The 19,900-nt window shown below is 73.9% G+C and carries 20 protein-coding genes; 8 read left to right on the top strand and 12 right to left on the bottom strand.

Going from position 1 to position 19,900, the window contains the following annotated elements; genetic code table 11:
- The first annotated feature begins 3 nt into the window (after nucleotides 1-3).
- Complete coding sequence (locus K7G60_RS28065) at nucleotides 4-564, top strand: hypothetical protein (protein ID WP_225803751.1); 561 nt, start codon at nucleotides 4-6, stop codon at nucleotides 562-564.
- Nucleotides 565-769: 205 nt separating this feature from the next.
- Here K7G60_RS28065 and K7G60_RS28060 read toward each other — a convergent pair whose 3' ends face one another.
- The gene (locus K7G60_RS28060; protein WP_225803750.1) at nucleotides 770-1,276 is read right to left on the bottom strand and encodes a hypothetical protein; all 507 of its coding nucleotides are present in this window, start codon (nucleotides 1,274-1,276) and stop codon (nucleotides 770-772) included.
- A gap of 97 nt (nucleotides 1,277-1,373) precedes the next feature.
- Between K7G60_RS28060 and K7G60_RS28055 the strand changes: the two genes are divergently transcribed.
- Nucleotides 1,374-2,708: a BTAD domain-containing putative transcriptional regulator gene (locus K7G60_RS28055; protein ID WP_225803749.1), complete on the top strand. Its 1,335-nt coding sequence runs from the start codon at nucleotides 1,374-1,376 to the stop codon at nucleotides 2,706-2,708.
- A 16-nt stretch (nucleotides 2,709-2,724) separates the two neighbouring features.
- Here K7G60_RS28055 and msrA read toward each other — a convergent pair whose 3' ends face one another.
- From msrA to K7G60_RS28030, 5 genes are all read right to left on the bottom strand, one after another.
- Entirely contained in the window at nucleotides 2,725-3,387 is a 663-nt protein-coding gene (msrA, locus tag K7G60_RS28050) for a peptide-methionine (S)-S-oxide reductase MsrA (RefSeq protein ID WP_225803748.1), read from the bottom strand.
- A gap of 32 nt (nucleotides 3,388-3,419) precedes the next feature.
- On the bottom strand, nucleotides 3,420-4,547 hold the full coding sequence (locus tag K7G60_RS28045; protein WP_225803747.1) for a hypothetical protein: 1,128 nt from the start codon (nucleotides 4,545-4,547) through the stop codon (nucleotides 3,420-3,422).
- A complete protein-coding gene (locus K7G60_RS28040; protein ID WP_225803746.1) occupies nucleotides 4,544-5,617 on the bottom strand; it encodes a hypothetical protein in 1,074 nt (357 codons plus the stop codon). The genes K7G60_RS28045 and K7G60_RS28040 overlap by 4 nt, the downstream gene beginning before the upstream one ends.
- Before the next feature lie 100 nt (nucleotides 5,618-5,717).
- On the bottom strand, nucleotides 5,718-7,334 hold the full coding sequence (locus K7G60_RS28035; protein ID WP_225803745.1) for a M48 family metallopeptidase: 1,617 nt from the start codon (nucleotides 7,332-7,334) through the stop codon (nucleotides 5,718-5,720).
- 171 nt (nucleotides 7,335-7,505) lie between these two features.
- Complete coding sequence (locus K7G60_RS28030) at nucleotides 7,506-8,615, bottom strand: hypothetical protein (RefSeq protein WP_225803744.1); 1,110 nt, start codon at nucleotides 8,613-8,615, stop codon at nucleotides 7,506-7,508.
- 72 nt (nucleotides 8,616-8,687) lie between these two features.
- On the opposite strand from K7G60_RS28030, the gene K7G60_RS28025 reads away from it, so the two are divergent.
- Complete coding sequence (locus tag K7G60_RS28025; protein WP_225803743.1) at nucleotides 8,688-9,842, top strand: cystathionine gamma-synthase; 1,155 nt, start codon at nucleotides 8,688-8,690, stop codon at nucleotides 9,840-9,842.
- Nucleotides 9,843-9,897: 55 nt separating this feature from the next.
- On the opposite strand, the gene K7G60_RS28020 is transcribed toward K7G60_RS28025, so the two are convergent.
- Genes K7G60_RS28020 through K7G60_RS28010 form a run of 3 tightly spaced genes read right to left on the bottom strand, consistent with a single transcriptional unit; the run spans nucleotide 9,898 to nucleotide 11,163 of the window.
- On the bottom strand, nucleotides 9,898-10,155 hold the full coding sequence (locus K7G60_RS28020; RefSeq protein ID WP_225803742.1) for a hypothetical protein: 258 nt from the start codon (nucleotides 10,153-10,155) through the stop codon (nucleotides 9,898-9,900).
- On the bottom strand, nucleotides 10,152-10,610 hold the full coding sequence (locus K7G60_RS28015) for a sigma factor-like helix-turn-helix DNA-binding protein (protein ID WP_225803741.1): 459 nt from the start codon (nucleotides 10,608-10,610) through the stop codon (nucleotides 10,152-10,154). Before K7G60_RS28015 ends, K7G60_RS28020 begins: the two co-directional genes overlap by 4 nt.
- Nucleotides 10,611-10,641: 31 nt before the next feature.
- Entirely contained in the window at nucleotides 10,642-11,163 is a 522-nt protein-coding gene (locus K7G60_RS28010) for a MarR family winged helix-turn-helix transcriptional regulator (protein ID WP_225803740.1), read from the bottom strand.
- A 149-nt stretch (nucleotides 11,164-11,312) separates the two neighbouring features.
- On the opposite strand from K7G60_RS28010, the gene ilvA reads away from it, so the two are divergent.
- The 3 genes from ilvA to K7G60_RS27995 all read left to right on the top strand — a co-directional run bounded on the left by ilvA (nucleotide 11,313) and on the right by K7G60_RS27995 (nucleotide 14,736).
- Complete coding sequence (gene ilvA / locus K7G60_RS28005) at nucleotides 11,313-12,542, top strand: threonine ammonia-lyase (RefSeq protein ID WP_225803739.1); 1,230 nt, start codon at nucleotides 11,313-11,315, stop codon at nucleotides 12,540-12,542.
- Between the two features lie 314 nt (nucleotides 12,543-12,856).
- Nucleotides 12,857-13,885 carry an ATP-binding cassette domain-containing protein gene (locus K7G60_RS28000; protein WP_225803738.1) on the top strand — a complete coding sequence of 343 codons (1,029 nt, stop codon included), beginning with the start codon at nucleotides 12,857-12,859 and terminating at the stop codon, nucleotides 13,883-13,885.
- Nucleotides 13,882-14,736 carry an ABC transporter permease gene (locus tag K7G60_RS27995; RefSeq protein ID WP_225803737.1) on the top strand — a complete coding sequence of 285 codons (855 nt, stop codon included), beginning with the start codon at nucleotides 13,882-13,884 and terminating at the stop codon, nucleotides 14,734-14,736. Before K7G60_RS28000 ends, K7G60_RS27995 begins: the two co-directional genes overlap by 4 nt.
- A 78-nt stretch (nucleotides 14,737-14,814) precedes the next feature.
- Here the strand turns inward: K7G60_RS27995 and greA are convergent, their stop codons facing one another.
- Nucleotides 14,815-15,312: a transcription elongation factor GreA gene (gene greA / locus K7G60_RS27990; protein ID WP_190155071.1), complete on the bottom strand. Its 498-nt coding sequence runs from the start codon at nucleotides 15,310-15,312 to the stop codon at nucleotides 14,815-14,817.
- Nucleotides 15,313-15,502: 190 nt separating this feature from the next.
- Entirely contained in the window at nucleotides 15,503-15,904 is a 402-nt protein-coding gene (locus K7G60_RS27985; protein ID WP_225803736.1) for a DUF4307 domain-containing protein, read from the bottom strand.
- Between the two features lie 97 nt (nucleotides 15,905-16,001).
- On the opposite strand from K7G60_RS27985, the gene mca reads away from it, so the two are divergent.
- A complete protein-coding gene (gene mca, locus K7G60_RS27980) occupies nucleotides 16,002-16,883 on the top strand; it encodes a mycothiol conjugate amidase Mca (protein WP_225803735.1) in 882 nt (293 codons plus the stop codon).
- On the top strand, nucleotides 16,876-17,118 hold the full coding sequence (locus K7G60_RS27975; RefSeq protein WP_225803734.1) for a hypothetical protein: 243 nt from the start codon (nucleotides 16,876-16,878) through the stop codon (nucleotides 17,116-17,118). Before mca ends, K7G60_RS27975 begins: the two co-directional genes overlap by 8 nt.
- Nucleotides 17,119-17,280: 162 nt before the next feature.
- On the opposite strand, the gene K7G60_RS27970 is transcribed toward K7G60_RS27975, so the two are convergent.
- Nucleotides 17,281-19,900, bottom strand: a 2,620-nt coding sequence (locus K7G60_RS27970; RefSeq protein ID WP_225803733.1) for a tetratricopeptide repeat protein, incomplete at its 5' end; no start/stop codon positions are given.

Genomic DNA, 19,900 nt, shown 5'->3' with positions numbered 1-19,900 from the left:
CGTATGAGCCCGGCCCGTGCAACGACACCGCCCCGTGCCACGACACCGCACAGCACGGAACTCCGCGCGTACACCGGCTCTGTGCGGGCGGAGGCCGAGGAACTGCGGCAGACCGTAGCCTGTTCGGAAGCGCGCCTCGACCTCGTGGTGGCGAGCCGGACCGCTTTCCGGACCGACCTCGACACGGAGGAAGCCGAGTCGCACCGGACCCTGGCCGACCGCTACGCCAATTTTGTGGAGCAGAGTCTCTACGGCATTGCGCGGAAGGCCGTGAGGGAGAAGCACGGCGATCTTCCGCCCGACAAGACGGCTCGTGTGGTGGCGGCACTGTGCGGCGAACTGTTCGGACGGGCCGATGTCAGCGAGCGGCGCGTCCGTCGCGTTCTGGGGATCAGGGCGGACCACGAGCCGGCTCAAACCGTGCAGCGTGTGGTGACCCGGGCGCGAGGGATCGTGGCGGAGTCGGTCCGCATGAAGACCAGAGGATCCTGGGAGTTCGACCGCATTCCGGGTGCCCCCTTGGACGAAGGCCGCCAGCAGCCGTGGGCGAGGTGCGATCGATGAGCTCGGGCCCCACCGGGCAACGGGGCCCCGGGGTCCTACTCGGCCTTCGTGAGGCCGGACAGGACAGGCCCCTGCCGCCGGTGCCGCACAGCCTGCCGGGTTCTTGTCCGGGTACCGCTGGTGGTGGGCCTCGGCCGGAGGACGCGGACGGTGATCACCCCGCGCGGCGGACGACCCGGCTCCCGGTCCGCCCGCCGCGCCCCCGTCAGGCGACCTTGTCGCAGAGGGAGTCCGTGGAGCCGCGCAGCACGGTCAAGGTCTTGTACCCGGTCGCGGAGACGTCCAGCGTGTAGGCGCCGTCGACCGTGTAGAGGCCGCGCGGCACGTTCCCGCCGCCCTCCCCGAAGCCAGCCAGGATCGGCCCCACCACGTACCAGGTCTGCGAGCGGTCCGGCCGGATCTCGACGACCGCCCGGCCGCTCGCGTCCGCGTCGTACGAGGCGCCGGTCGCGGAGTTGACGACCCGCACCACCAGATCGCCCTTGTACTCCACGACCTTCGTGCCGTCCTCGTACGCGGCGAGGGTGCGGCGCGCGACCTCGTCGACCACCGGCGAACCCTGCACGGCGAAGTCGCACCGCGCACCGGCCGGATAGGACCAGGCGGGGGAGGGAGCGGGCTCCCAGCCGTCGCCGGTCTCGCCCGCGGTGGCGGGCGCGGCGGTGGCGCACACGATGCCGACGGCCGCGAGAACCAGGGGAACACGTCGCAAGGGAATCTCCTCACAGGGATGTGGACCGGAACGGAGACCACCCTCCACGCACCCCCTGACCACATCCTGACCACGGCCCCCTAGGGTGTCCGGCACCATGGACTTCACCCTTCTCGGCCCGTTCGAGGCCCGCCACGAAGGGCGCCGCGTGCGGCCCGGAAGCCGCCGCCAGGAGCGGTGCCTGCTCGCGATCCTCCTCCTGGAGGCGGGCCGTCCCGTCCCCACCGACCGGCTCGCCGACCTCCTGTGGAACGGCGCCCCGCCCGAGACCGCCCGAGCCACCCTCCACACCTACGTCGGCCGGCTGCGGGCCGCGCTCAAGCCGTACGGCGTGGCCGTCGAGACCCGCCACGACGGCTACGCGGTCGACCCGACCGGCCACACCGTGGACGTGCGGGAGTTCCTCGACCTCGTCGGCCGGGCCGCCCTCGCGGCCGACCCCGGCGAACAGGTCCGCTGCCACGACACCGCCCTCGCGCTCTGGCGCGGTCCCCTCCTCGCCGACACCCTCGACGACACCCAGCGGGACCGGCTCGGCGGCCGGCTCACCGAGCTGCGCCTGACCGCCCTCGAACAACGGGCCGAGGCCCAGCTCACCATGGGCCTCCACGAACGGGTCCTCGCCGACCTCGCCCCGCTCGCCGGCGAACACCCCGGCAGGGAAAGGCTGGTGGCCGCCCACATGACCGCCCTCTACCGGGCCGGCCGGCAGACCGAGGCCCTGGAACTCCACCGCGCCACCCGCGAGCACCTCGTCACCGAGCTCGGCATCGAACCCGGCCCGGCCCTCACCACGCTCCACGAACGCATCCTGAACGCCGACCCCCGCCTCGACCGCCCGCCGGCCCCCCTCTACGCGGTCCGCGTCCGCGAGGAGTGGCTGCCCTGGTCCACCGGCGGCCACCCGGCCCTGGAGTTCTGCAACACCTACGCGGGCTGGCACCGCGCCCCCGCCGTGCCCGGCTCCGACTGGCTCCGCACCTACCGCACCCTCGCCGTCTGGGCCGGCCACCAGGCCCTCGCCGACGACCCCCTCGTCGACCGGCTCCTCGACCTCGCCCGGACGCGGCCCGCCGAGGCCGCCGACGCCCTCGCGGAGGCCAAGGCCTTCCGCACCGACCTCTACGCCTGCCTCACCGCCCCGTCCGACCTCCGCGCCTTCCGCGCGGTCGCGGCCGTCGCCGAGGACGCCGCCCGCGCCGCCGTCCTCGACCTCGACGAGGACGGCCTCGCCCACTGGCGGCTCCCACCCGCCACGGGCCTGCGCCTCCCGCTCCTGGCCGCGGCCCGCGCCGCCGCCGACCTCCTCGCCGACCCCCGCCGCCTCACCCTCCGCGCCTGCCCGAGCGACGACTGCGGCTGGCTCTTCCTGGACACGACCGGCCGCCGCCGCTGGTGCTCGACGGCGACCTGCGGCGGCGGCCGGTCCTGAGCCCCGCCCCGGCGTCCTACTCGGCCTTCGCGACCCCGATCGGGCAGGAGAGGCCCGTGCCGCCGATGCCGCAGTAGCCCGCCGGGTTCTTGTCCAGGTACTGCTGGTGGTAGGCCTCCGCCGGGTAGAAGGGGCGGGTCTCGTCGGCCGGGAGGACGGTGGTGGTGATCTCGCCGTAGCCGGAGGCCGTCAGGACCTTCTGGTAGGCCTCGCGGGAGGCTTCGGCCTGCCGTGCCTGCTCGGGGGAGTGGGTGTAGACCGCCGAGCGGTACTGGGTGCCCACGTCGTTGCCCTGGCGGAAGCCCTGGGTGGGGTCGTGGGACTCCCAGAAGAGCTTCAGGAGCGACTCGTACGACACCTTCGACGGGTCGAAGACGACCCTCACGACCTCGGTGTGCCCGGTCAGGCCGGAGCAGACCTCCTCGTACGCCGGGTTCGGCGTGTAGCCGCCCTGGTAGCCGACGAGGGTCGTCCAGACGCCGTCGGTCTGCCAGAACTTGCGCTCGGCCCCCCAGAAACAGCCCAGCGCGAAGTCGGCGACCTCCAGGCCCTCCGGGTAGGGGCCGAGGAGCGGGTTGCCGAGGACGGTGTGGCGCTCGGGCACGGAGAACTCCGGCTCGGGACGGCCGCGCAGGGCCTGCTCGGGGGTGGGGAGGACGGGGGTGCGGGACAGGAACATGCTGCATCTCTCCTCGACGGTCGGCAGTTTCGTCAACGCCGGGGGTACGGGCCCGATTCCCCGCCCGTGACGTGCTCCGCGCACGCGTCGCGGGCCCGGCAGAACTCCTCCGCCGGGTCCGCCTTGTACCGCCAGGGCAGGGCGCCGACATGACCGTCCACGAGCCGGAACTGCCCCATCGCCTCCTCCCACCGGTCCTGCAGCCACAGGTAGTACGCGAGCAGGTGCCGGGCCTCCGGCAGGCGCGGATGGGCCGGGTCGGCGGCCGCCACGTCCGCGAGCAGCGCGTCCACGGCGGCGAACATCTCCGGAGTGCGGTCGACGTCCGTCGAGTCCGACACGTCGTGCTCGAAATGCGCGATCAGCGGGAGCGCCGTCATCAGAGTGCCGGGCGGCGCCCCGGCCGCCGCCCGCACGGCGAACGCCCGCGCGAGCTCCGCCGAGCCGCTCCACTTGCCGCACCAGTACTGGAGCGCCGCGAAGTGGGCCTCGTAGTGGTGCGGGGCCCGGTCGACGACCTCCCGCCAGAGCCGGCGCAGCTCCTCGTGGGGCAGCCCGAGGCCGAGCGCCGTCCAGATCTCGGCCACGTACGGAGAGGGGTCGTCGGCCGGGGCGAGTGCCACCGCGCGCACGTGCTCCTCCCGGGAGCGGGCCAGCACCCGGCGGAAGCCCTCCTCCTGCTCGGGCGACGTGTCCTCGTCCCGTGCCCCGCCGCGTACGTTCCACGCCAGGAACACCGTCCCGCGCGCCCGCACCAGGGCCGCCCCCGGATCGCCCGGCCGGGCCTCCTCCCACTCCCGAAGCCAGCCGTCCTCCTCGGCGGCCAGGTCCGCGAGCCGCTCGGAGAACGCCGAACGGCCCTCCCAGTCGCCTGCCTCCAGGGTCGCGTCGAGCAGTTCGGCGGCCGGCCCCCAGTCGCCGGCCCGGGCGGAGACGAGCGCCACCGAGAGGGCCGGCGACAGCGGGGCGGCCAGCTCGGTGTGCTGCCGCTCGGCGGGCAGCAGCCCCAGCGCGGCGACGCGGGCGGCGGTCGCGTCGGTGTCCGGATCGGTGCGCACGTCCCTGAGGAGGCCGCGCACGATCGCGACGAGGAACACGAGGGCGACGGCGGCCACGCACAGGGCGAGCGGGGTCAGGACGACCCAGAGCAGGACGGTCATGACGCGCCGGCGATCGCCTTCTCGCGGGCCCGCACGTAGGCCCCCGCCGGATCGCTCTGGTAGTTCCACGGGAACGCGCCGATGAAGCCGTCCACGATCCGGAACTGGGCGAGCGCCTCCGCGTGCCGTTCGAGCCGCACCAGGTACCAGGCGAGGAGCAGCCGTGCCTCCGGCAGGTGCGGGTCGTCGGGCCGGGCGGCCGCGACGTCCGCCGCGAGGGCGTCGACGAGGGCCGACACCTCGGGGCCCGTGAAGCCCTTCTTCGTGTGGCCGAAGGACTCGTGCTCGTACCAGCTGATCAGCGGGAGCGCCGTCAGCAGGCTGCCGCGCGGGGCGGTCGCCGCCGCGCTCGTGGCGAACCCGGTGGCCAGCTCGACGGAACCCCGCCACTTCTGGCACCAGTACTGCAGCGCGGCGAAGTGGGCGTCGTAGTGGTGCGGGGCCCGGTCCACGATCCGCTTCCACAGCTCCCGCATCTCCTCGTGCGAGGAGCCGAGGGAGAGCGCCACCCAGACGGCGCTGACCAGCGGGGTCGGGTCGGCCGGGTTCAGCTCGGCGGCGCGGGTGATCTCCTCGTCGGCGCGGGCCATCATCCGGTGGAAGTCGTCGAACTGCTCGCGGCTCGTCTCGGACGCGCGGGCCGAGCCCCGCAGCTTCCCCGCGAGACCGACGGTGCTCCAGGCGCGGACGGCGGCGGCGCTCGGGTTCTCCGGCTCGGCCTTCTCCCACGCGGTCAGCCAGGCGTCGTCGTCGACGGCGACGTCGCCGAGGGCGCCGACCAGACCGGTGCGCAGCTCCCAGTCGGGGCCGTCGACGGTGGGGGCGAGCAGGGCGGCGCCGGGCTCCCAGTCGCCGGCCCGGGCGGCGGCGACGGCGGCCGCCACGTGGGGCTCCCGGGGGCGGCTGCGCTCGGTGTCGAGCCGGTCCTCCGGCAGGAAGCCGAGTTCCAGGGCGCGGGCGGAGACGCGCGGGGCTTCCGCGGCGGGGGCGGCCGCTCCACGGCTCCGGCGGGACTTCCACCAGAGGTAGAGGGCGACCGCTATGACGATCAGGGGGAGGAGACGGGGCATGGAGCGACTTTCTCGGGAGGGCGGGAGGGGACAGGTGGACAGGTGGGAGGGGACGAGGGGGGTACGGGGTCACGGGTAGCGGGCCGCGGGTCGCGGCCGGTCACGCAGCGGCCAGCAGCTTCCGCAGTCGCCCCGTGTCCGGCCGGTCCGCGATCGCCGCCTCCAGCGCGGCCGGGAGCTCCTCCGTGAACCCGTCGGGCAGGCGCAGGGACGCGGGGGCCGACCAGGAGAGCTGCCAGCGGGCGCGGCCGTCCTGGGCCAGCGCGGTCGTCAGGAGGCGGGCGAGCTCGCGCCGCAGGGAGGAGCGGGCGAACTCCCGGGCGGCCCGCCCGGTCGCCGCGGCGGCCTCGTCGGACTTGGGCAGCCGCTCGACGAGGTCCCAGACCGTGCCGGCGTCGACGGCGTCGAGGAAGGCCTCGACCTCGGCGACGAGGCCGGGGGCGCGGGAGGTCCCCGCGTCCGGCAGCTCCACGATCGCCGCGCGCAGCGGCTCCGTGTCGCGTACGTACCTCGCGGTCATCGCCTCGTGGACCAGGTCCGGCCAGTCCAGGCGGCGCATCCGGAGCGCCTCCGGGGCCAGGGTGGCGTCCTCGACCCGGCACAGCGCCGCCTCGGGCGAGGCGAGGAGGCCGAAGGCCGGGAGGGTCTCCTCGGCGGCCCGGCCGTCGTCGGGCAGGGCCTCGACGGCGGCGACGCGGTCGGCGGTCGGCGGGTGCGAGTCGTACGGCGAGGCGGGCTCGGCGGGCAGTTCGGCCCGGAGCTCCGCCAGCTCCTCGGCGCGGGCGTCGAGCAGGTGGCGCACCCCGCCGAAGACCTCACCGCGCGGCGGCAGCATCCCGAACTCGACGCCGAGGGTGGCGTACGAGTCCAGGTAGAAGTCGTGTGCGCTGCCGAGGGCCGGGAGCGCCCGCAGCGCCGACGCGGTGGCGTCGCGTCCGGCGATCCGGGCGGCGGCCAGGTCGGCGGCGACCTCCTGGCGGCGGGAGCCGCTCTGGGTGGCCCGCATGGAGAAGCGGCCGTACGCCGTGTAGATCCGGGCCGTCGCGCGGTAGGTGAATCCGGCGCCGGTGGTGTCGACCTCCTTCGGCGACTTGCCCCTGGCGACCCGCTTGGCGGACCTGCGTTCCTGCCGGGCGCGTTGCTTGGCGACCTTGTGGCCGGACTTCTCCTCGAGCCGGTCGACGGTACGGGCGACGTGGAGGCGGCTGCGTTCGGTGATCCCGGAGAGCCGGGTGTCGGAGTTGGCGTAGTGCCCGAGCTCATGGGCGAGCACGGCGCGCAGCTGGGCCTCGGAGAGGCCGGCCATCAGGGGCAGTCCGAGGTAGAGGCGGCGGGTGCCGCCGAGGAGGCCGAGGAGGCGGGCGTCCTCGGTGACGGAGGCGTTCATGTCGGCGGTGAGCCGGATCTCGTCGGGCGCGCGGGTCCCGACCCGCTCGGCGAGATCCCGTACGGCCGCCCAGAGCCGGGGCTCCGCTTCCTCGGTGACGGGGACGCCCGCGGTGCCCTCGTCGCGGGGCGTGCGCAGCATGACCATGCCGCGGACGACGGGGACGGCGAGGACGAAGCTGACGACGTACATCCTGAGCGCCCACACGGCCGGAGCCCACCGGTAGGCCGCCCAGTCCAGCGTGCCGAGCAGGGCGAGCAGGACGAGGCCGAGCATGTGGAAGCCGGCGAGCAGGACGAGGGCGCGCAGCGCGCGCAGAGTGGCGCCCATCGGGCAGGTTCCCCCCACGGGAAAAGCGTGATGACGATCTTACGAGCAGTGGGGGGCACCCGGATCATGGCCCACCGGAACGGACGCCGTCCACACGGTTTCCGCAGGTGGGCCGGGCGCTGACGACAGCGCGGCGATGTCGTCGGCGTCAGCGCGGCAGCGTCGCGGACGTCAGCGCGGCAGCGTCGCCGGGCTGCCGCCGTTCGCCTCGTAGCCCGCGACCGCCAGGTTCCGGAAGACCGTGAACTCCGCCGCCGGGTCGCCGCTCAGCGTCCACGGGACCGCCCCCACGTGCCCGTCGACCCGCACCAGCTGGTGCATGGCCTCCGCCCAGCGCTCCGAGCGGACGAGGAACCAGACGAGCAGATGGCGGACGTGCGCCAGCATCGGGTCGTCGGGGCGGGCCGAGTGGACCGCGTACAGCGCGCCGTCCATCGCCTTGGACACCACCGCCGTACGCCAGAAGTCCTGCACGATCACCACCTCCGGCACGTGCTCGAACACCGCGAACAGCGGCAGCGCGGCGAGCAGCGACCCCTGGGGGGCGCGCGCCGCCGCCGTCGTCGCGAAGTGGTCGGCCTCCTCGCGCGAACCGTGCCACTTCTCGCACCAGTAGTGCAGGGCCGCCAGATGCGCCCCCATGTGCTGCGGCGCGCGGTCGATCACCTTCGCCCACACCTGGTCGAACTGCTCGTGCCCGTAGCCGAGTCCGCGCGCCACCGCGAGCCGCGTGATGTACGGAACCGGGTCGCCGGGGGCGAGCAGCGCCGCCTCCTCGGTGACCTTCAGCGCCTCCTCCAGGATGATCCGGAAGTCGTCCGTCCCGGCCGTCGAGGAGCGCCACGCCTGCTGCACCAGGAACTCGGCGTGCACGGCCGCGCCGCCCGCGTCCTTCGGCTCCTCCGCCCGCCAGGTCCGCAGCCACGCGCCGCCGGCGCCGGGCCGCTCCTGGAGCTCCAGGGAGGCCGCGCCCGCGAAGGCCTGCACCCGCTGCCAGCGCACCTCGCCCTCCGTGCCGGTGGCGGCGAGCAGCCGCGAGGCCGGCCGCCAGTCCTGGGTGGCCTGGACGACGTCGAGGACGTGCAGGAGTTCGTCGTCGGCGCCCGGCAGCCGCACGTCCTGCTCCTCCTGCCGCACGAAGCCGTACGCCTCCGGGTCCGCCGCGTCCGGGGCCCCCGGCGCGACCTGCCGGATCCCCCCGGCGCCCCGCCGGCGCAGCACGAAGGGACCGAGGACGCCGAACAGCAGGCCGAGCGCGATCAGCAACCAGAGAATGTCCATGTGTCCATTGTCCAGGACACCCGGTGAGACGATCGAAGCGGCAGGAGGCGTACGGGACTACGCTCCTGACCCATGAGCGACCAGCACTCCCATCAGAGCTTCGAGACCCGCGCGATCCACGCGGGCAACACCGCCGACCCGCTGACCGGCGCGGTCGTCCCGCCCATCTACCAGGTGTCCACCTACAAGCAGGACGGCGTGGGCGGGCTGCGCGGCGGTTACGAGTACAGCCGCAGCGCCAACCCCACCCGTACGGCCCTGGAGGAGAACCTCGCGGCCCTCGAAGGCGGCCGTCGCGGCCTCGCCTTCGCCTCGGGCCTCGCCGCCGAGGACTGCCTGCTGCGCGCGCTCCTCGCGCCCGGCGACCACGTGGTCATCCCGAACGACGCCTACGGCGGCACCTTCCGGCTCTTCGCCAAGGTCGTGCAGCGCTGGGGCGTGGACTTCTCCGTCGCGAACACCTCCGACATCGAGTCGGTGCGCGGCGCGGTCAACGACCGCACGAAGCTGATCTGGGTCGAGACCCCCTCGAACCCGCTGCTCGGCATCACCGACATCGAGGCCGTCGCCGGCGTCGCCCGCCAGGCCGGCGTGAAGCTCGTCGTCGACAACACCTTCGCCTCGCCGTACCTCCAGCAGCCGCTGGCGCTCGGCGCGGACGTCGTCGTGCACTCGCTCACCAAGTACATGGGCGGCCACTCCGACGTCGTCGGCGGCGCCCTGGTGACCGCGGACGAGGCGCTCGGCGAGGAGCTCGCCTACCACCAGAACGCGATGGGCGCGGTCGCCGGTCCCTTCGACTCGTGGATCGTGCTGCGCGGCATCAAGACCCTCGCCGTGCGCATGGACCGCCACAGCGAGAACGCGACGAAGATCGCCGAGATGCTGACCCAGCACCCGAAGGTCACCCAGGTCCTCTACCCGGGCCTCCCGGAGCACCCGGGGCACGAGATCGCGGCCAAGCAGATGCGGTCCTTCGGCGGCATGATCTCCTTCCGCGTGCAGGGCGGCGAGGAGGCGGCCGTCGAGGTCTGCAACCGCGCGCAGCTCTTCACCCTCGGCGAGTCGCTGGGCGGCGTCGAGTCCCTCATCGAGCACCCGGGCCGGATGACCCACGCGTCCGTCGCGGGCTCCCTCCTGGAGGTCCCGGCCGATCTGGTCCGCATCTCGGTGGGCATCGAGAACGTCGACGACCTGCTCGCCGACCTGCGCCAGGCGCTGGGCTGACGGCACCGGTGGTGACGGCCGGGATCCCGGCCGTCGCCCTGTGGCGGAGGCGAGCTCACCACCCTTCAAGCGGCGGTGTCGTCTCTGCCGGCGGGACCTCCCACGGGTGGGCCGTCGACGCCCACGCGACGAAGGCGAGCACGGCGACCGCGCCCAGGACCCACAGCACGCGCCGGACCCGCCGGGCGTGGTGGAGCCGCCGGGCCCCGCGCGCGGCGGCCCGCAGCGCGAGGTCGCGGGGGACCGGCGGGTGCTGCGTGTCGAGCAGCCGCCGCACCGCCGCCTCCTCGTCCTCGTACCGGCGCCGGCTCATGCCGCCGCCCGGGCGGCGGATCCGAGCGTGCCGACCGAGCGGGCGCACACCGCGCGGACGCGGGCCTCGGAGAGGCCCAGCAGGGCCGCGACCTGCTCCTCCGCGACCCCCTCGTACAGCCGCAGGACGACGACGAGCCGCTCCTGCGGGGAGAGTGCGGCGAGCACCCCGCCCCGCCCGCCGTGGTGACGCCAGGCGGTGCGGGCGAAGCGGGCGGCGATGTCGCGGCGCGCGAGGTCGTACGGGTCCTCGTCGCGCAGCCGGTCCCACACCGCGTACGTGTGCGCGAGGGCGGCGGTCAGCAGGCCCTGGGCGTACGGGTTGTGGGCGCGGGTCTCGGCGGTGAGCAGCGTCGCGGCGTGCAGCAGCCGCCCCGCCGCCCCGGCCACGAACGCCTCGAACTCCCGGGTGGGGTGGGCGGGTTGGGCATCCCTTCCGCGCTGCCGCTCTCGCACCTCCTCATCTGAGGACAGCGCGGGTGCGGGGTCAAGAGGTCTGCGTGGACCCGGTCCCGGCCGGTGCGTGGCCCGTGTGCGCCGACTGCCGTGCGGACAGGGCGGTGTTGAAGCGGGTGAGGAGGGTGCAGAAGGACTCCCGCTCGTCCGGGGTCCAGCCCTCCGTGACCTCGGCCATCAGCTGCCGGCGCGAGGAGCGGACCTCCTCCAGGCGCGCGAGGCCGCGCGGCGAGAGCTGGAGGACGACCGCCCGCCCGTCCTCCGGGTGCGAGGTCCGCTTCACCAGGCCGGTGTCGACGAGCGGGGCGACCTGGCGGGTCACGGTGGACGAGTCGATCCCCATGCCCGCCGCGAGCGCCTTCACCCCCATCGGGCCTTCCTGGTCGAGGCGGTTGAGGAGGAGGTAGGCCGCGCGGTCCATGGAGTTGCGGAGCTGGCCGGTGCCGCCGAGGCGGGTCTGCTCGGCGCGGCGGGCGAAGACGGCCACCTGGTGCTGGAGGGCATCGAGGAGACCGGGGTCGAGCGCAGTCGTCATGTCCTGAGAATTGGGCATGGCTGTGGGTCTCTCTCGTGCGGGGGTGGTCGGTCGGTGGGGGACAGAGTACGCGGCCCCGCCGGGGTCCGTACCGGCGCTGCGCAAACCCGTTCCCCGACCCGCCCGCCGGGCGGCCACGGGGGTCGTGAGCTGCGAGACTTGCTGTCATGAGCTTCCGTACGCCATACCCCTTGCACCGGCTGATGCTCGACGACGTACGGGGGGCGCAGAAGATGCTGGCCGGGGTGGCCAGGGTGACGGCGATGGAGGGCAGCCGTCACCTGTCCTCGCTGGTGGGAGCCCCGGTCCACCTCAAGTGCGAGAACCTCCAGCGCACCGGTTCCTTCAAACTGCGCGGGGCGTACGTGCGGATCGCCGGGCTGCGGCCCGAGGAGCGGGCCGCCGGGGTCGTCGCGGCCTCCGCCGGCAACCACGCGCAGGGCGTCGCGCTCGCCTCGAAACTGCTCGGGGTGCACGCCACCGTCTTCATGCCGGTCGGCGCCCCGCTGCCGAAGGTCGCGGCGACCCGGGAGTACGGCGCCGAGGTCCGGATGCACGGCCACGTCGTCGACGAGACGCTCGCGGCGGCGGAGGAGTACGCCCGCGAGACCGGCGCGGTCTTCATCCACCCCTTCGACCACCCCGACATCATCGCCGGGCAGGGCACGGTCGGCCTGGAGATCCTGGAGCAGTGCCCCGAGGTGCGGACGGTCCTCGTCGGCATCGGCGGCGGCGGACTCGCGGCCGGCATCGGGCTCGCGGTGAAGTCGGTGCGGCCGGACGTGAAGGTGATCGGCGTCCAGGCGGAGGGCGCGGCCGCCTATCCGCCCTCGCTGGCCGCCGGACACCCGGTGGTGATCGATTCGCCGGTGACGATGGCGGACGGGATCAAGGTCGGACGCCCGGGCGACGTGCCGTTCGCCCTGATCCAGGAGTACGTCGACGAGGTCCGTACGGTCTCCGAGGACGCGCTCTCCTCGGCGCTGCTGCTCTGCCTGGAGCGGGCGAAGCTGGTGGTCGAACCGGCCGGGGCGAGCCCGGTGGCGGCCCTCCTCGCCGACCCGGAGGCCTTCCGGGGCCCGGTCGTCGCGGTCCTCTCCGGCGGGAACGTCGACCCCCTGCTGCTCCAGCGCATCCTGCGGCACGGCATGGCCGCCGGCGGCCGCTACCTGAGCCTGCGGCTGCGCGTCACCGACCGGCCGGGGGCGCTCGCGACGCTCCTCGCGGTCCTGACGGTGGTCGACGCGAACGTCCTGGACGTGAGCCACGTACGGACCGATCCGCGCCTCGGACTGACGGAGGCGGAGGTCGAGCTGCACCTGGAGACGAAGGGCCCGGAGCACTGCCGGGAGGTGGAGGAGGCGCTGCGGGACGCCGGGTACACGGTGCTCGGCTGACGGCCGCGCGTACGCCTCCTCCGTACGCCCCCGTACGTCTCCTCCCGGGGCCCGTCGTGCGCGGCGGCCGGTCCGGCCACGGCACGCCGACAGGCGCGCGGACCCGGCCCGGGACACCCGGGACGGACGCGGGGGGACGCGGGAGGATGCGAGGGGGACGCGAGACGTCGCCCGGCGGAGCCTCCGGGGCGGGCGCCCCCGGCGTCGCCCTCCCCGCCCGATCGTGCGCTCCGCGTCACGGATTCACCGGGCGGGGGCCGTTCCGGAATCCTAGGATCGGTAGGAAACGCCCGAATCTCCTTGGGAGAATCCACATGCCAGGCGCGATATACGCCGAGGGTCTGGTGAAGACCTTCGGGGACGTACGAGCTCTGGACGGGGTGGACCTCGACGTGCCGGAGGGTACGGTCCTCGGTCTGCTCGGCCCGAACGGCGCGGGGAAGACGACCGCCGTGCGGGTCCTGACGACACTGATCAAGCCCGACAGCGGAAGAGCCGTCGTCGCCGGGATCGACGTCCTGAAGCACCCCAACGAGGTCCGCCGCTCGATCGGGCTCTCCGGCCAGTTCGCGGCCGTCGACGAGTACCTCACCGGCCGCGAGAACCTCCAGATGGTCGGGCAGCTCTACCAGATGAGGGGCAGGGCGGCGAAGGCGCGGGCCGACGAGCTGCTCGAACGGTTCCACCTCGTCGACGCCGCCGACCGGCAGGCCAAGACGTACTCCGGCGGCATGCGCCGCCGCCTCGACCTCGCGGCGGCCCTCGTCGTCTCCCCGCCGGTCATGTTCATGGACGAGCCGACCACCGGCCTCGACCCGCGCAACCGGCAGGAGCTCTGGGACGTCGTCAAGGAGCTCGTCGCCGGCGGTACGACCCTGCTCCTCACCACCCAGTACCTGGAGGAGGCCGACCACCTCGCCCACGACATCTGCGTCGTCGACCACGGCCGGGTCATCGCCCGCGGCACCTCGGACCAGCTCAAGGACCGGACGGGCGGCGAGCGCGTGGAGGTCGTCGTGCACGGACCGGAGATGATCGACGACGCCCGGGACGTCCTCGCCCGCTACGGCGTCGCGGGGATCGGCCACGGCGAGGTGTCCGTCGAGCAGCACACCCGCAAGCTCACCGTCCCCGTCACCGGCGGCGCCAAGCTGCTCGCCGAGGTCATCCGCGACCTGGACGGCGTCGACGTCGAGATCGACGACATCGGGCTGCGCCGCCCGACCCTCGACGACGTCTTCATCTCCCTCACCGGCCACGCCGCCGACCGGGGCGAGGAGGAGGGCGAGCGGCGCGAGCCGGCGGCCGGGGACCGGAAGAGCCGGAAGGAGGCCGTGAGGTGACCACAGCCCTGGGGTCGGCCGACGAGCCGACCGCCCCGCGCCCGCGCGGGGGGATCGTCCAGTCCGTCAACGACTCGCTCGTGATCGCGCGCCGCAATCTGATCAGAATGTCCCGCATACCCGAAATGATCATATTCGGGCTCGTCCAGCCGATCATGTTCGTGGTGCTGTTCAGCTACGTCTTCGGCGGCTCGATGCAGATCGGCGAGTCGACGGACCCGACCGTCTACCGCGAGTTCCTGATGGCCGGCATCTTCGCCCAGACCGTCACATTCGCCACGGCCGGAGCGGGCGCGGGGATCGCCGACGACATGCACAAGGGCCTGATCGACCGCTTCCGCTCCCTGCCGATGGCCCGCGGCGCGGTCCTCACCGGCCGCACGCTCGCCGACCTGGTCCAGACGACGCTCACCCTCGTCGTCCTCGCGGTCGTCGCCCTGCTGGTCGGCTGGCGCATCCACGAGGGCGTCCCCAAGGCGCTGTGCGCCTTCGCCCTCCTGCTCCTCCTCGGCTACGCCTTCTCCTGGATCGGGGCGCTGATCGGCCTCTCGGTCCGCACCCCGGAGGCGGCGACCTCGGGCGGGCTGATCTGGCTCTTCCCGGTCACGTTCATCTCGAACGCGTTCGTGGACTCCAGCAAGCTGCCCTCCTGGCTGCAGCCCATCGCCGAGTGGAACCCGTTCAGCGCGACCGTCCAGGCCTGCCGCGAGCTCTTCGGGAACCCCGGCGTCTCGACCTCCGACGCATGGCCGATGCAGCACGCGGTGTGGGCGTCGCTGCTCTGGTCGATCCTGATCATCGCGGTCTTCCGGACGCTCTCGGTCCGCAAATACCGCTCGGCGACGGCGTGACCCCCGGGGCCTTCGGCCGCCGGACACGACGAAGGGCCGGCCCCCGCGGGGGCCGGCCCTTCGCTCGCGGAGTGCGGCTCAGCCGGTGTACGGCTTCGCGCTGAGGATCTTCACCGTGGCCTTCTTGCCGTTCGGCAGCTCGTACTCGGCGTCCTCACCGACCTTCTTGCCGTTGACGCCGACGCCGAGCGGCGACTGCGGCGAGTAGGTCTCGATGTCGTCGCTCGCGTACTCGCGGGAGGCGAGCAGGAAGTCCAGCGTGTCGTCCTCGTCGCCGTCGAAGGCGATCGTGACGACCATGCCGGGCGCGACGACGCCCTCTTCCGCCGGGGCCTCGCCGACCTTGGCGTGCTCCAGGAGCTGGGTGAGCTGGCGGACCCGGAGCTCCTGCTTGCCCTGCTCCTCCTTGGCCGCGTGGTACCCGCCGTTCTCGCGCAGGTCGCCCTCTTCGCGCGCCGCTGCGATCTTGGCGGCGATCTCGGTACGCGCGGGACCAGTCAGGTACTCAAGCTCGTCCTTGAGCTTGGTGTACGCCTCCTGGGTGAGCCAGGTGACGTTGTCGCTGGTCTGGGTCACGGGTGCTCCTCGTAGGTACTGGGAATACAAAGCATCGCCCTACACGGAAAAGCGGTGCTGTCCCGGGTGGGCGAAACCACGAGCCTAACAATGAGTGGCGAAAAGCGGGAGGACATAAACCACCGGAATGGCGTCTCCCCAGGTCACCGAGGTGACTCGCCGGGACTCGACACCCCGTCCCTACCCACCGCTACCGCGCCGTACACCCGATGAGCTCGGCGCTCGTCGCGCGGGCGGTCGTACGGAGCGAGAAGACCCGGTCGACCCGGGTCGCGGCGTCGTCGATCCGGACGTCCTTGCGGGCCACCTCGGCCCCGTCCTCGGAGCGCGAGCGCAGCGTGCAGACGCCCTTGACGCCCTCGTCCTTGCGGATCTCCAGGTGCACCTGGACCTCGTCGGCGCTCACCACGTCGAATTTGATCAGCTCGGCGCTGATCTTGCTGTCGACGACGTAGTGCCAGCCGAACCAGCCCATCATGCCGAGGAAGAGGACCCCGAGCACCGCTCCCGCGATCTTGAGCTTGCGGTCGGCCCGCTCATCCGCGGAGCGCCCGTAGCGCCCCTCGGGCAGCTGCTCTCGCACCGCGCTCATGGGAATCCTCTCGAAGCCGGGGGTGGCGGAATTTTCGCTCCCCCGATTCCGTCACTATAGAGACCACCCTCCGCGTCGAATCACTGAGGATCGAGTCTTGACTGAGCAGCTGCGACTGATGGCCGTTCACGCCCACCCCGACGACGAGTCGAGCAAGGGTGCGGCCACGATGGCCAAGTACGTGTCCGAGGGGGTGGACGTCCTGGTGGTGACGTGCACGGGCGGCGAGCGCGGCTCGGTCCTGAACCCCAAGCTTCAGGGCGACCCCTACATCGAGGCGAACATCCACGAGGTGCGCCGCAAGGAGATGGACGAGGCCCGCGAGATCCTCGGCGTCTCCCAGGAATGGCTCGGCTTCGTCGACTCGGGCCTGCCCGAGGGCGACCCGCTGCCCCCGCTGCCCGAGGGCTGCTTCGCCCTGGAGGACGTCGACACGGCGGCCGGGGCGCTGGTCCGCAAGATCCGCTCCTTCCGTCCCCAGGTCATCACGACCTACGACGAGAACGGCGGATACCCGCACCCCGACCACATCATGACCCACAAGATCACGATGGTGGCCTTCGACGGCGCGGCCGACGCCGAGAAGTACCCGGAGGCCGAGTTCGGCCCGGTCTGGCAGCCCCTGAAGCTCTACTACAACCAGGGCTTCAACCGCCCCCGCACCGAGGCCCTGCACAACGCCCTCCTGGAGCGCGGCCTGGACTCGCCGTACGGGGACTGGCTGAAGCGCTGGGACGAGTTCGGCGGCAAGGCGCGCAACCTCACCACGCACGTCCCCTGCGCGGACTTCTTCGAGACCCGCGACAAGGCCCTGATCGCCCACCGCACCCAGATCGACCCCGACGGCGGGTGGTTCCGGGTCCCGATGGAGATCCAGAAGGAGGTCTGGCCGACGGAGGAGTACGAGCTCAGCAAGGCGCTGGTCCCGACCTCCCTCCCCGAGGAAGATCTCTTCGCGGGCATCCGCGACAATGCCTGACATGAGCGCACACCTGGCACTGACCCAGCTTGTCCCCTTCGCCGCCCAGGAGCTGGACAAGAACAAGGTGACCCCCGGCGTCCTCGGCTTCGTCGTCTTCGCGGCACTGGCCCTCGCGGTCTGGATGCTGATGAAGTCGATGAACCGCCACATGGGCAAGGTCTCCTTCGAGGAGGCCCCGAACCCGGCCGCGGCGGGGGACACCCCGGCGAAGCCGACCACCAAGGGCAAGTGACCACCCGCCCCCTGGGCCGTACCGCGGAGGTACGGCCCAGGGGGCGGCCCTGTCCCCTCCCCGGGACACGCCGGCGCGCGGGGCACGGCCGGGCGCCGTCCCCGCACCCCGCACCCCGCACGTCCGGGCCCCGGACGTGCGGGGTGCGGGGGCCCCGGGCGCCTACGGCGCCCCCGGCCCTCCCCGCACGCCCAGGACCTCGCGGGCGTGACGGGTCGGGACCAGGCCCAGGTCCCAGGCCTGCCAGGGGGTCGACGGGGCGATGCCCCGGTCCAGGAGCAGGCCGTGGGCCTCGACGCAGTCGTCGAGCCTCGGGTCGCGGGCCGGGTGCCGGTCAGCGGCCAGCGCCGCGAGCTCCTCGCGCGCCGACGCCGCCCCCGGCTCCGGGTTGCCCGGGACCGCGTGCGGCAGCAGCCCGCAGCGCAGCAGACGGGCCCAGTCCGAGCCCCGCCGGTCGCCGTACCCCTCGAAGAGCGACCGCGCCTCCTCGCACAGCGCGAGCGCCTGCGGGACCCGCCCGTTGCCCGCGTCGACGATCGCGAGCTCCAGACAGGCCCACGCCTCGCCGTGGGCGACCCCGATCCGGCGGAAGTCCGCCCGCGCGTCCACCAGGAGCTGCCGGGCGAAGCCCGAGTTGCGCAGGTTGCCCGCCCGCGCCGCCTGCTGGTCCCGGGTGACCCGCCCCAGGTGGTGCCGGGCGCACGCGAGGCCGTACAGGTCCCGCATCCGCGAGAACATCGACCGCGCCCGCCCCAGCTCCCGCACCGCCTCGTCCCGGTCGCCCCGCTCCTCCAGCGCCTGCCCCAGGTAGTACAGCGTCCACGCCTCGCCGCGCGCGTCCTCCTGCTCCCGGTGCCGGGCGAGCGCCCCGCGCAGCTCCTCCACCGCCGGCTCCGCCTCCCCGGCGGCGAGCCGCGCCCGGGCCAGCTGGGTCAGCGCCCAGGCCTCCCCGCGACCGTCGTGGACCCGTCCGTACGTCTCCAGGGCGCGCCGCAGCTCGCCCTCCGCGCCCGCCGTGTCGCCCCGGACCAGCAGCACCTGCCCGCGCTGGAAGTGCGCCCACGCCTCGCCGTGCAGCGACTCGTGCTCCCGGTGCAGGACGAGCGACCGTTCGAGCAGCGCCGTCGCCTCGGCGAGGTCGCCCCGGTCGCGCTCCACGGCCGCGAGCGCGTGCAGCGTCCAGCCCCGGTCGGCGGCCAGGGACTCCGGCTCCTGGAGCGCGAGCGCCTCCCGCAGGCGCGTCGCGGCCTCCGTGAGCCGCCCCTGGTGGTGCAGGGTGATCCCGAGCGAGCAGAGCGCGAGCGCGGCCCCGGCGTCCTGGTGGGCCTCCTGGTAGAGGGAGACGACCGAGGTCAGCGTCTTGTGGGCCTTGTCGAGCTCGCCGAGCTGCCGGGCCGCGATGCCGGTCCGCCACCGCACCGAGCGCGTGAGCAGCCCCTGCCCGACGGATTCGGCCAGCTCGTTGATCTCGCCCAGCCGGTAGAGGTCGCCGCGCAGCAGGCAGTAGTCGCAGAGCGCGCTGAGCAGGCCGAGGACGGTCTGCTGGTCGACGCCCTCCGCGTGCCGCAGGGCCGCGGTGATGAAGCTGGACTCCTCGTCGAGCCAGCCGAGCGCCGCCTCCAGGGAGCCGAAGCCGTGCCCGTCGAAGCGGTCGGCCCGGGTGGACATCTTGCCGTCGACCATCCGGATCACCGCGTCGGCGAGCTCCGCGTGGTTCCGGACGAGCCGCTCCTGCGCCGCCGCGACCTCGGCCGCGTCCTCCTCGTCCAGGAGCCGGCCGGCCGCGAAGGCGCGCACCACGTCGTGCAGCCGGTAGCGCTCCCCGCGCACGTGGTCGAGCAGCCCGGCCGCGGAGAGCTCCCGCAGCCGCCGGGCCGCCTCCGGGCCGCTCCCGTCGAGCAGGGCGGCGGCCGCCGCCGCGCCGAGGGACGCCCGCCCGGCCAGCGCGAGCCGTCGGAGCAGCTGCCGGGCGTCCTCGTCGAAGTCGAGGAAGTACCGTACGGACAGGGCGCGTCCGACGGGGTCGTCGCCCCATCCGGGCCGGGCGAGGACATGGCCGACCTCGTCCATGGAGCGACGCCCGAGCAGGGAGCCGACGACCCGCAGCGCCAGCGGCAGTCCGCCGCACAGCTCCCGTATCCGCTCGAAGGCCTCGGCGTCGTACGGGCCGGGGTCGGGCGCGTCGGCCGCCGCGCGCAGCAGCTCCTCGGCGCCCGCCGCGTCGAGCGCGGCCACCGGCAGCGCGTGCACCCCGGCCGGGGCGTCCGCGCCGAGGTCCAACGGCTCCCGGCAGGTCACGAGGACCAGGCTGTCGGACCGCTCCGGCAGCAGGGCCCGCACCTGGGCGGCGTCGGCGGCGTCGTCGAGTATGAGCACCACGGGCACCCCGCTCAACTGCCGCCGGTACAACTCGGAGAGCCTCCGCACCTGTTGCTCCGCCGAGGCGCCCTCGCGGAAGAGCAGCCGGTCGCGCGGGGCGCCGAGCCGGTTCAGCAGGTGCAGCAGCGCCTCCCGGGTGGTCACGGGCCGCTCGCCGGCCGCGCCGCCCCGCAGGTCCACCACGCAGGCCCCGCGGAACTGGTCGCGCAGCGCGTGGGCGGCCCGCACGGCGAGGGCGGTGCGGCCGGAACCGGGCTCGCCGTGCAGCAGCACGACGGTCGGCCGGGTCACCGCCGAGGCCCGCCCGGCCTGGACCCACCGGGTGATGCGGGCCAGCTCCTCGCGCCGGCCGGCGAACACCCCGCCGGGGTCGGGCAGATGCCCGAAGGACCGTTCCAGCACG

This window comes from Streptomyces sp. NK15101 (assembly GCF_020400725.1).
Taxonomy (GTDB): Bacteria; Actinomycetota; Actinomycetes; order Streptomycetales; family Streptomycetaceae; genus Streptomyces.
The sequence above is the reverse complement of the archived record's forward strand: the minus strand, read 5'-3'. Positions and strand labels throughout refer to the sequence as shown.

Bases quoted from the DNA above. Each gene is read 5' to 3' on its own strand.
- K7G60_RS28000 (WP_225803738.1), top strand. From the start codon at position 12,857: ATGCCAGGCGCGATATACGCCGAGGGTCTGGTGAAGACCTTCGGGGAC.
- K7G60_RS28020 (WP_225803742.1), bottom strand. From the start codon at position 10,155: ATGAGCCGGCGCCGGTACGAGGACGAGGAGGCGGCGGTGCGGCGGCTG.
- K7G60_RS28055 (WP_225803749.1), top strand. From the start codon at position 1,374: ATGGACTTCACCCTTCTCGGCCCGTTCGAGGCCCGCCACGAAGGGCGC.
- K7G60_RS27985 (WP_225803736.1), bottom strand. From the start codon at position 15,904: ATGAGCGCGGTGCGAGAGCAGCTGCCCGAGGGGCGCTACGGGCGCTCC.
- K7G60_RS28045 (WP_225803747.1), bottom strand. From the start codon at position 4,547: ATGACCGTCCTGCTCTGGGTCGTCCTGACCCCGCTCGCCCTGTGCGTG.
- K7G60_RS28065 (WP_225803751.1), top strand. From the start codon at position 4: ATGAGCCCGGCCCGTGCAACGACACCGCCCCGTGCCACGACACCGCAC.
- K7G60_RS28030 (WP_225803744.1), bottom strand. From the start codon at position 8,615: ATGGACATTCTCTGGTTGCTGATCGCGCTCGGCCTGCTGTTCGGCGTC.
- K7G60_RS28040 (WP_225803746.1), bottom strand. From the start codon at position 5,617: ATGCCCCGTCTCCTCCCCCTGATCGTCATAGCGGTCGCCCTCTACCTC.
- K7G60_RS27975 (WP_225803734.1), top strand. From the start codon at position 16,876: ATGCCTGACATGAGCGCACACCTGGCACTGACCCAGCTTGTCCCCTTC.
- K7G60_RS28010 (WP_225803740.1), bottom strand. From the start codon at position 11,163: ATGCCCAATTCTCAGGACATGACGACTGCGCTCGACCCCGGTCTCCTC.
- ilvA (WP_225803739.1), top strand. From the start codon at position 11,313: ATGAGCTTCCGTACGCCATACCCCTTGCACCGGCTGATGCTCGACGAC.
- msrA (WP_225803748.1), bottom strand. From the start codon at position 3,387: ATGTTCCTGTCCCGCACCCCCGTCCTCCCCACCCCCGAGCAGGCCCTG.
- K7G60_RS28025 (WP_225803743.1), top strand. From the start codon at position 8,688: ATGAGCGACCAGCACTCCCATCAGAGCTTCGAGACCCGCGCGATCCAC.
- K7G60_RS28035 (WP_225803745.1), bottom strand. From the start codon at position 7,334: ATGGGCGCCACTCTGCGCGCGCTGCGCGCCCTCGTCCTGCTCGCCGGC.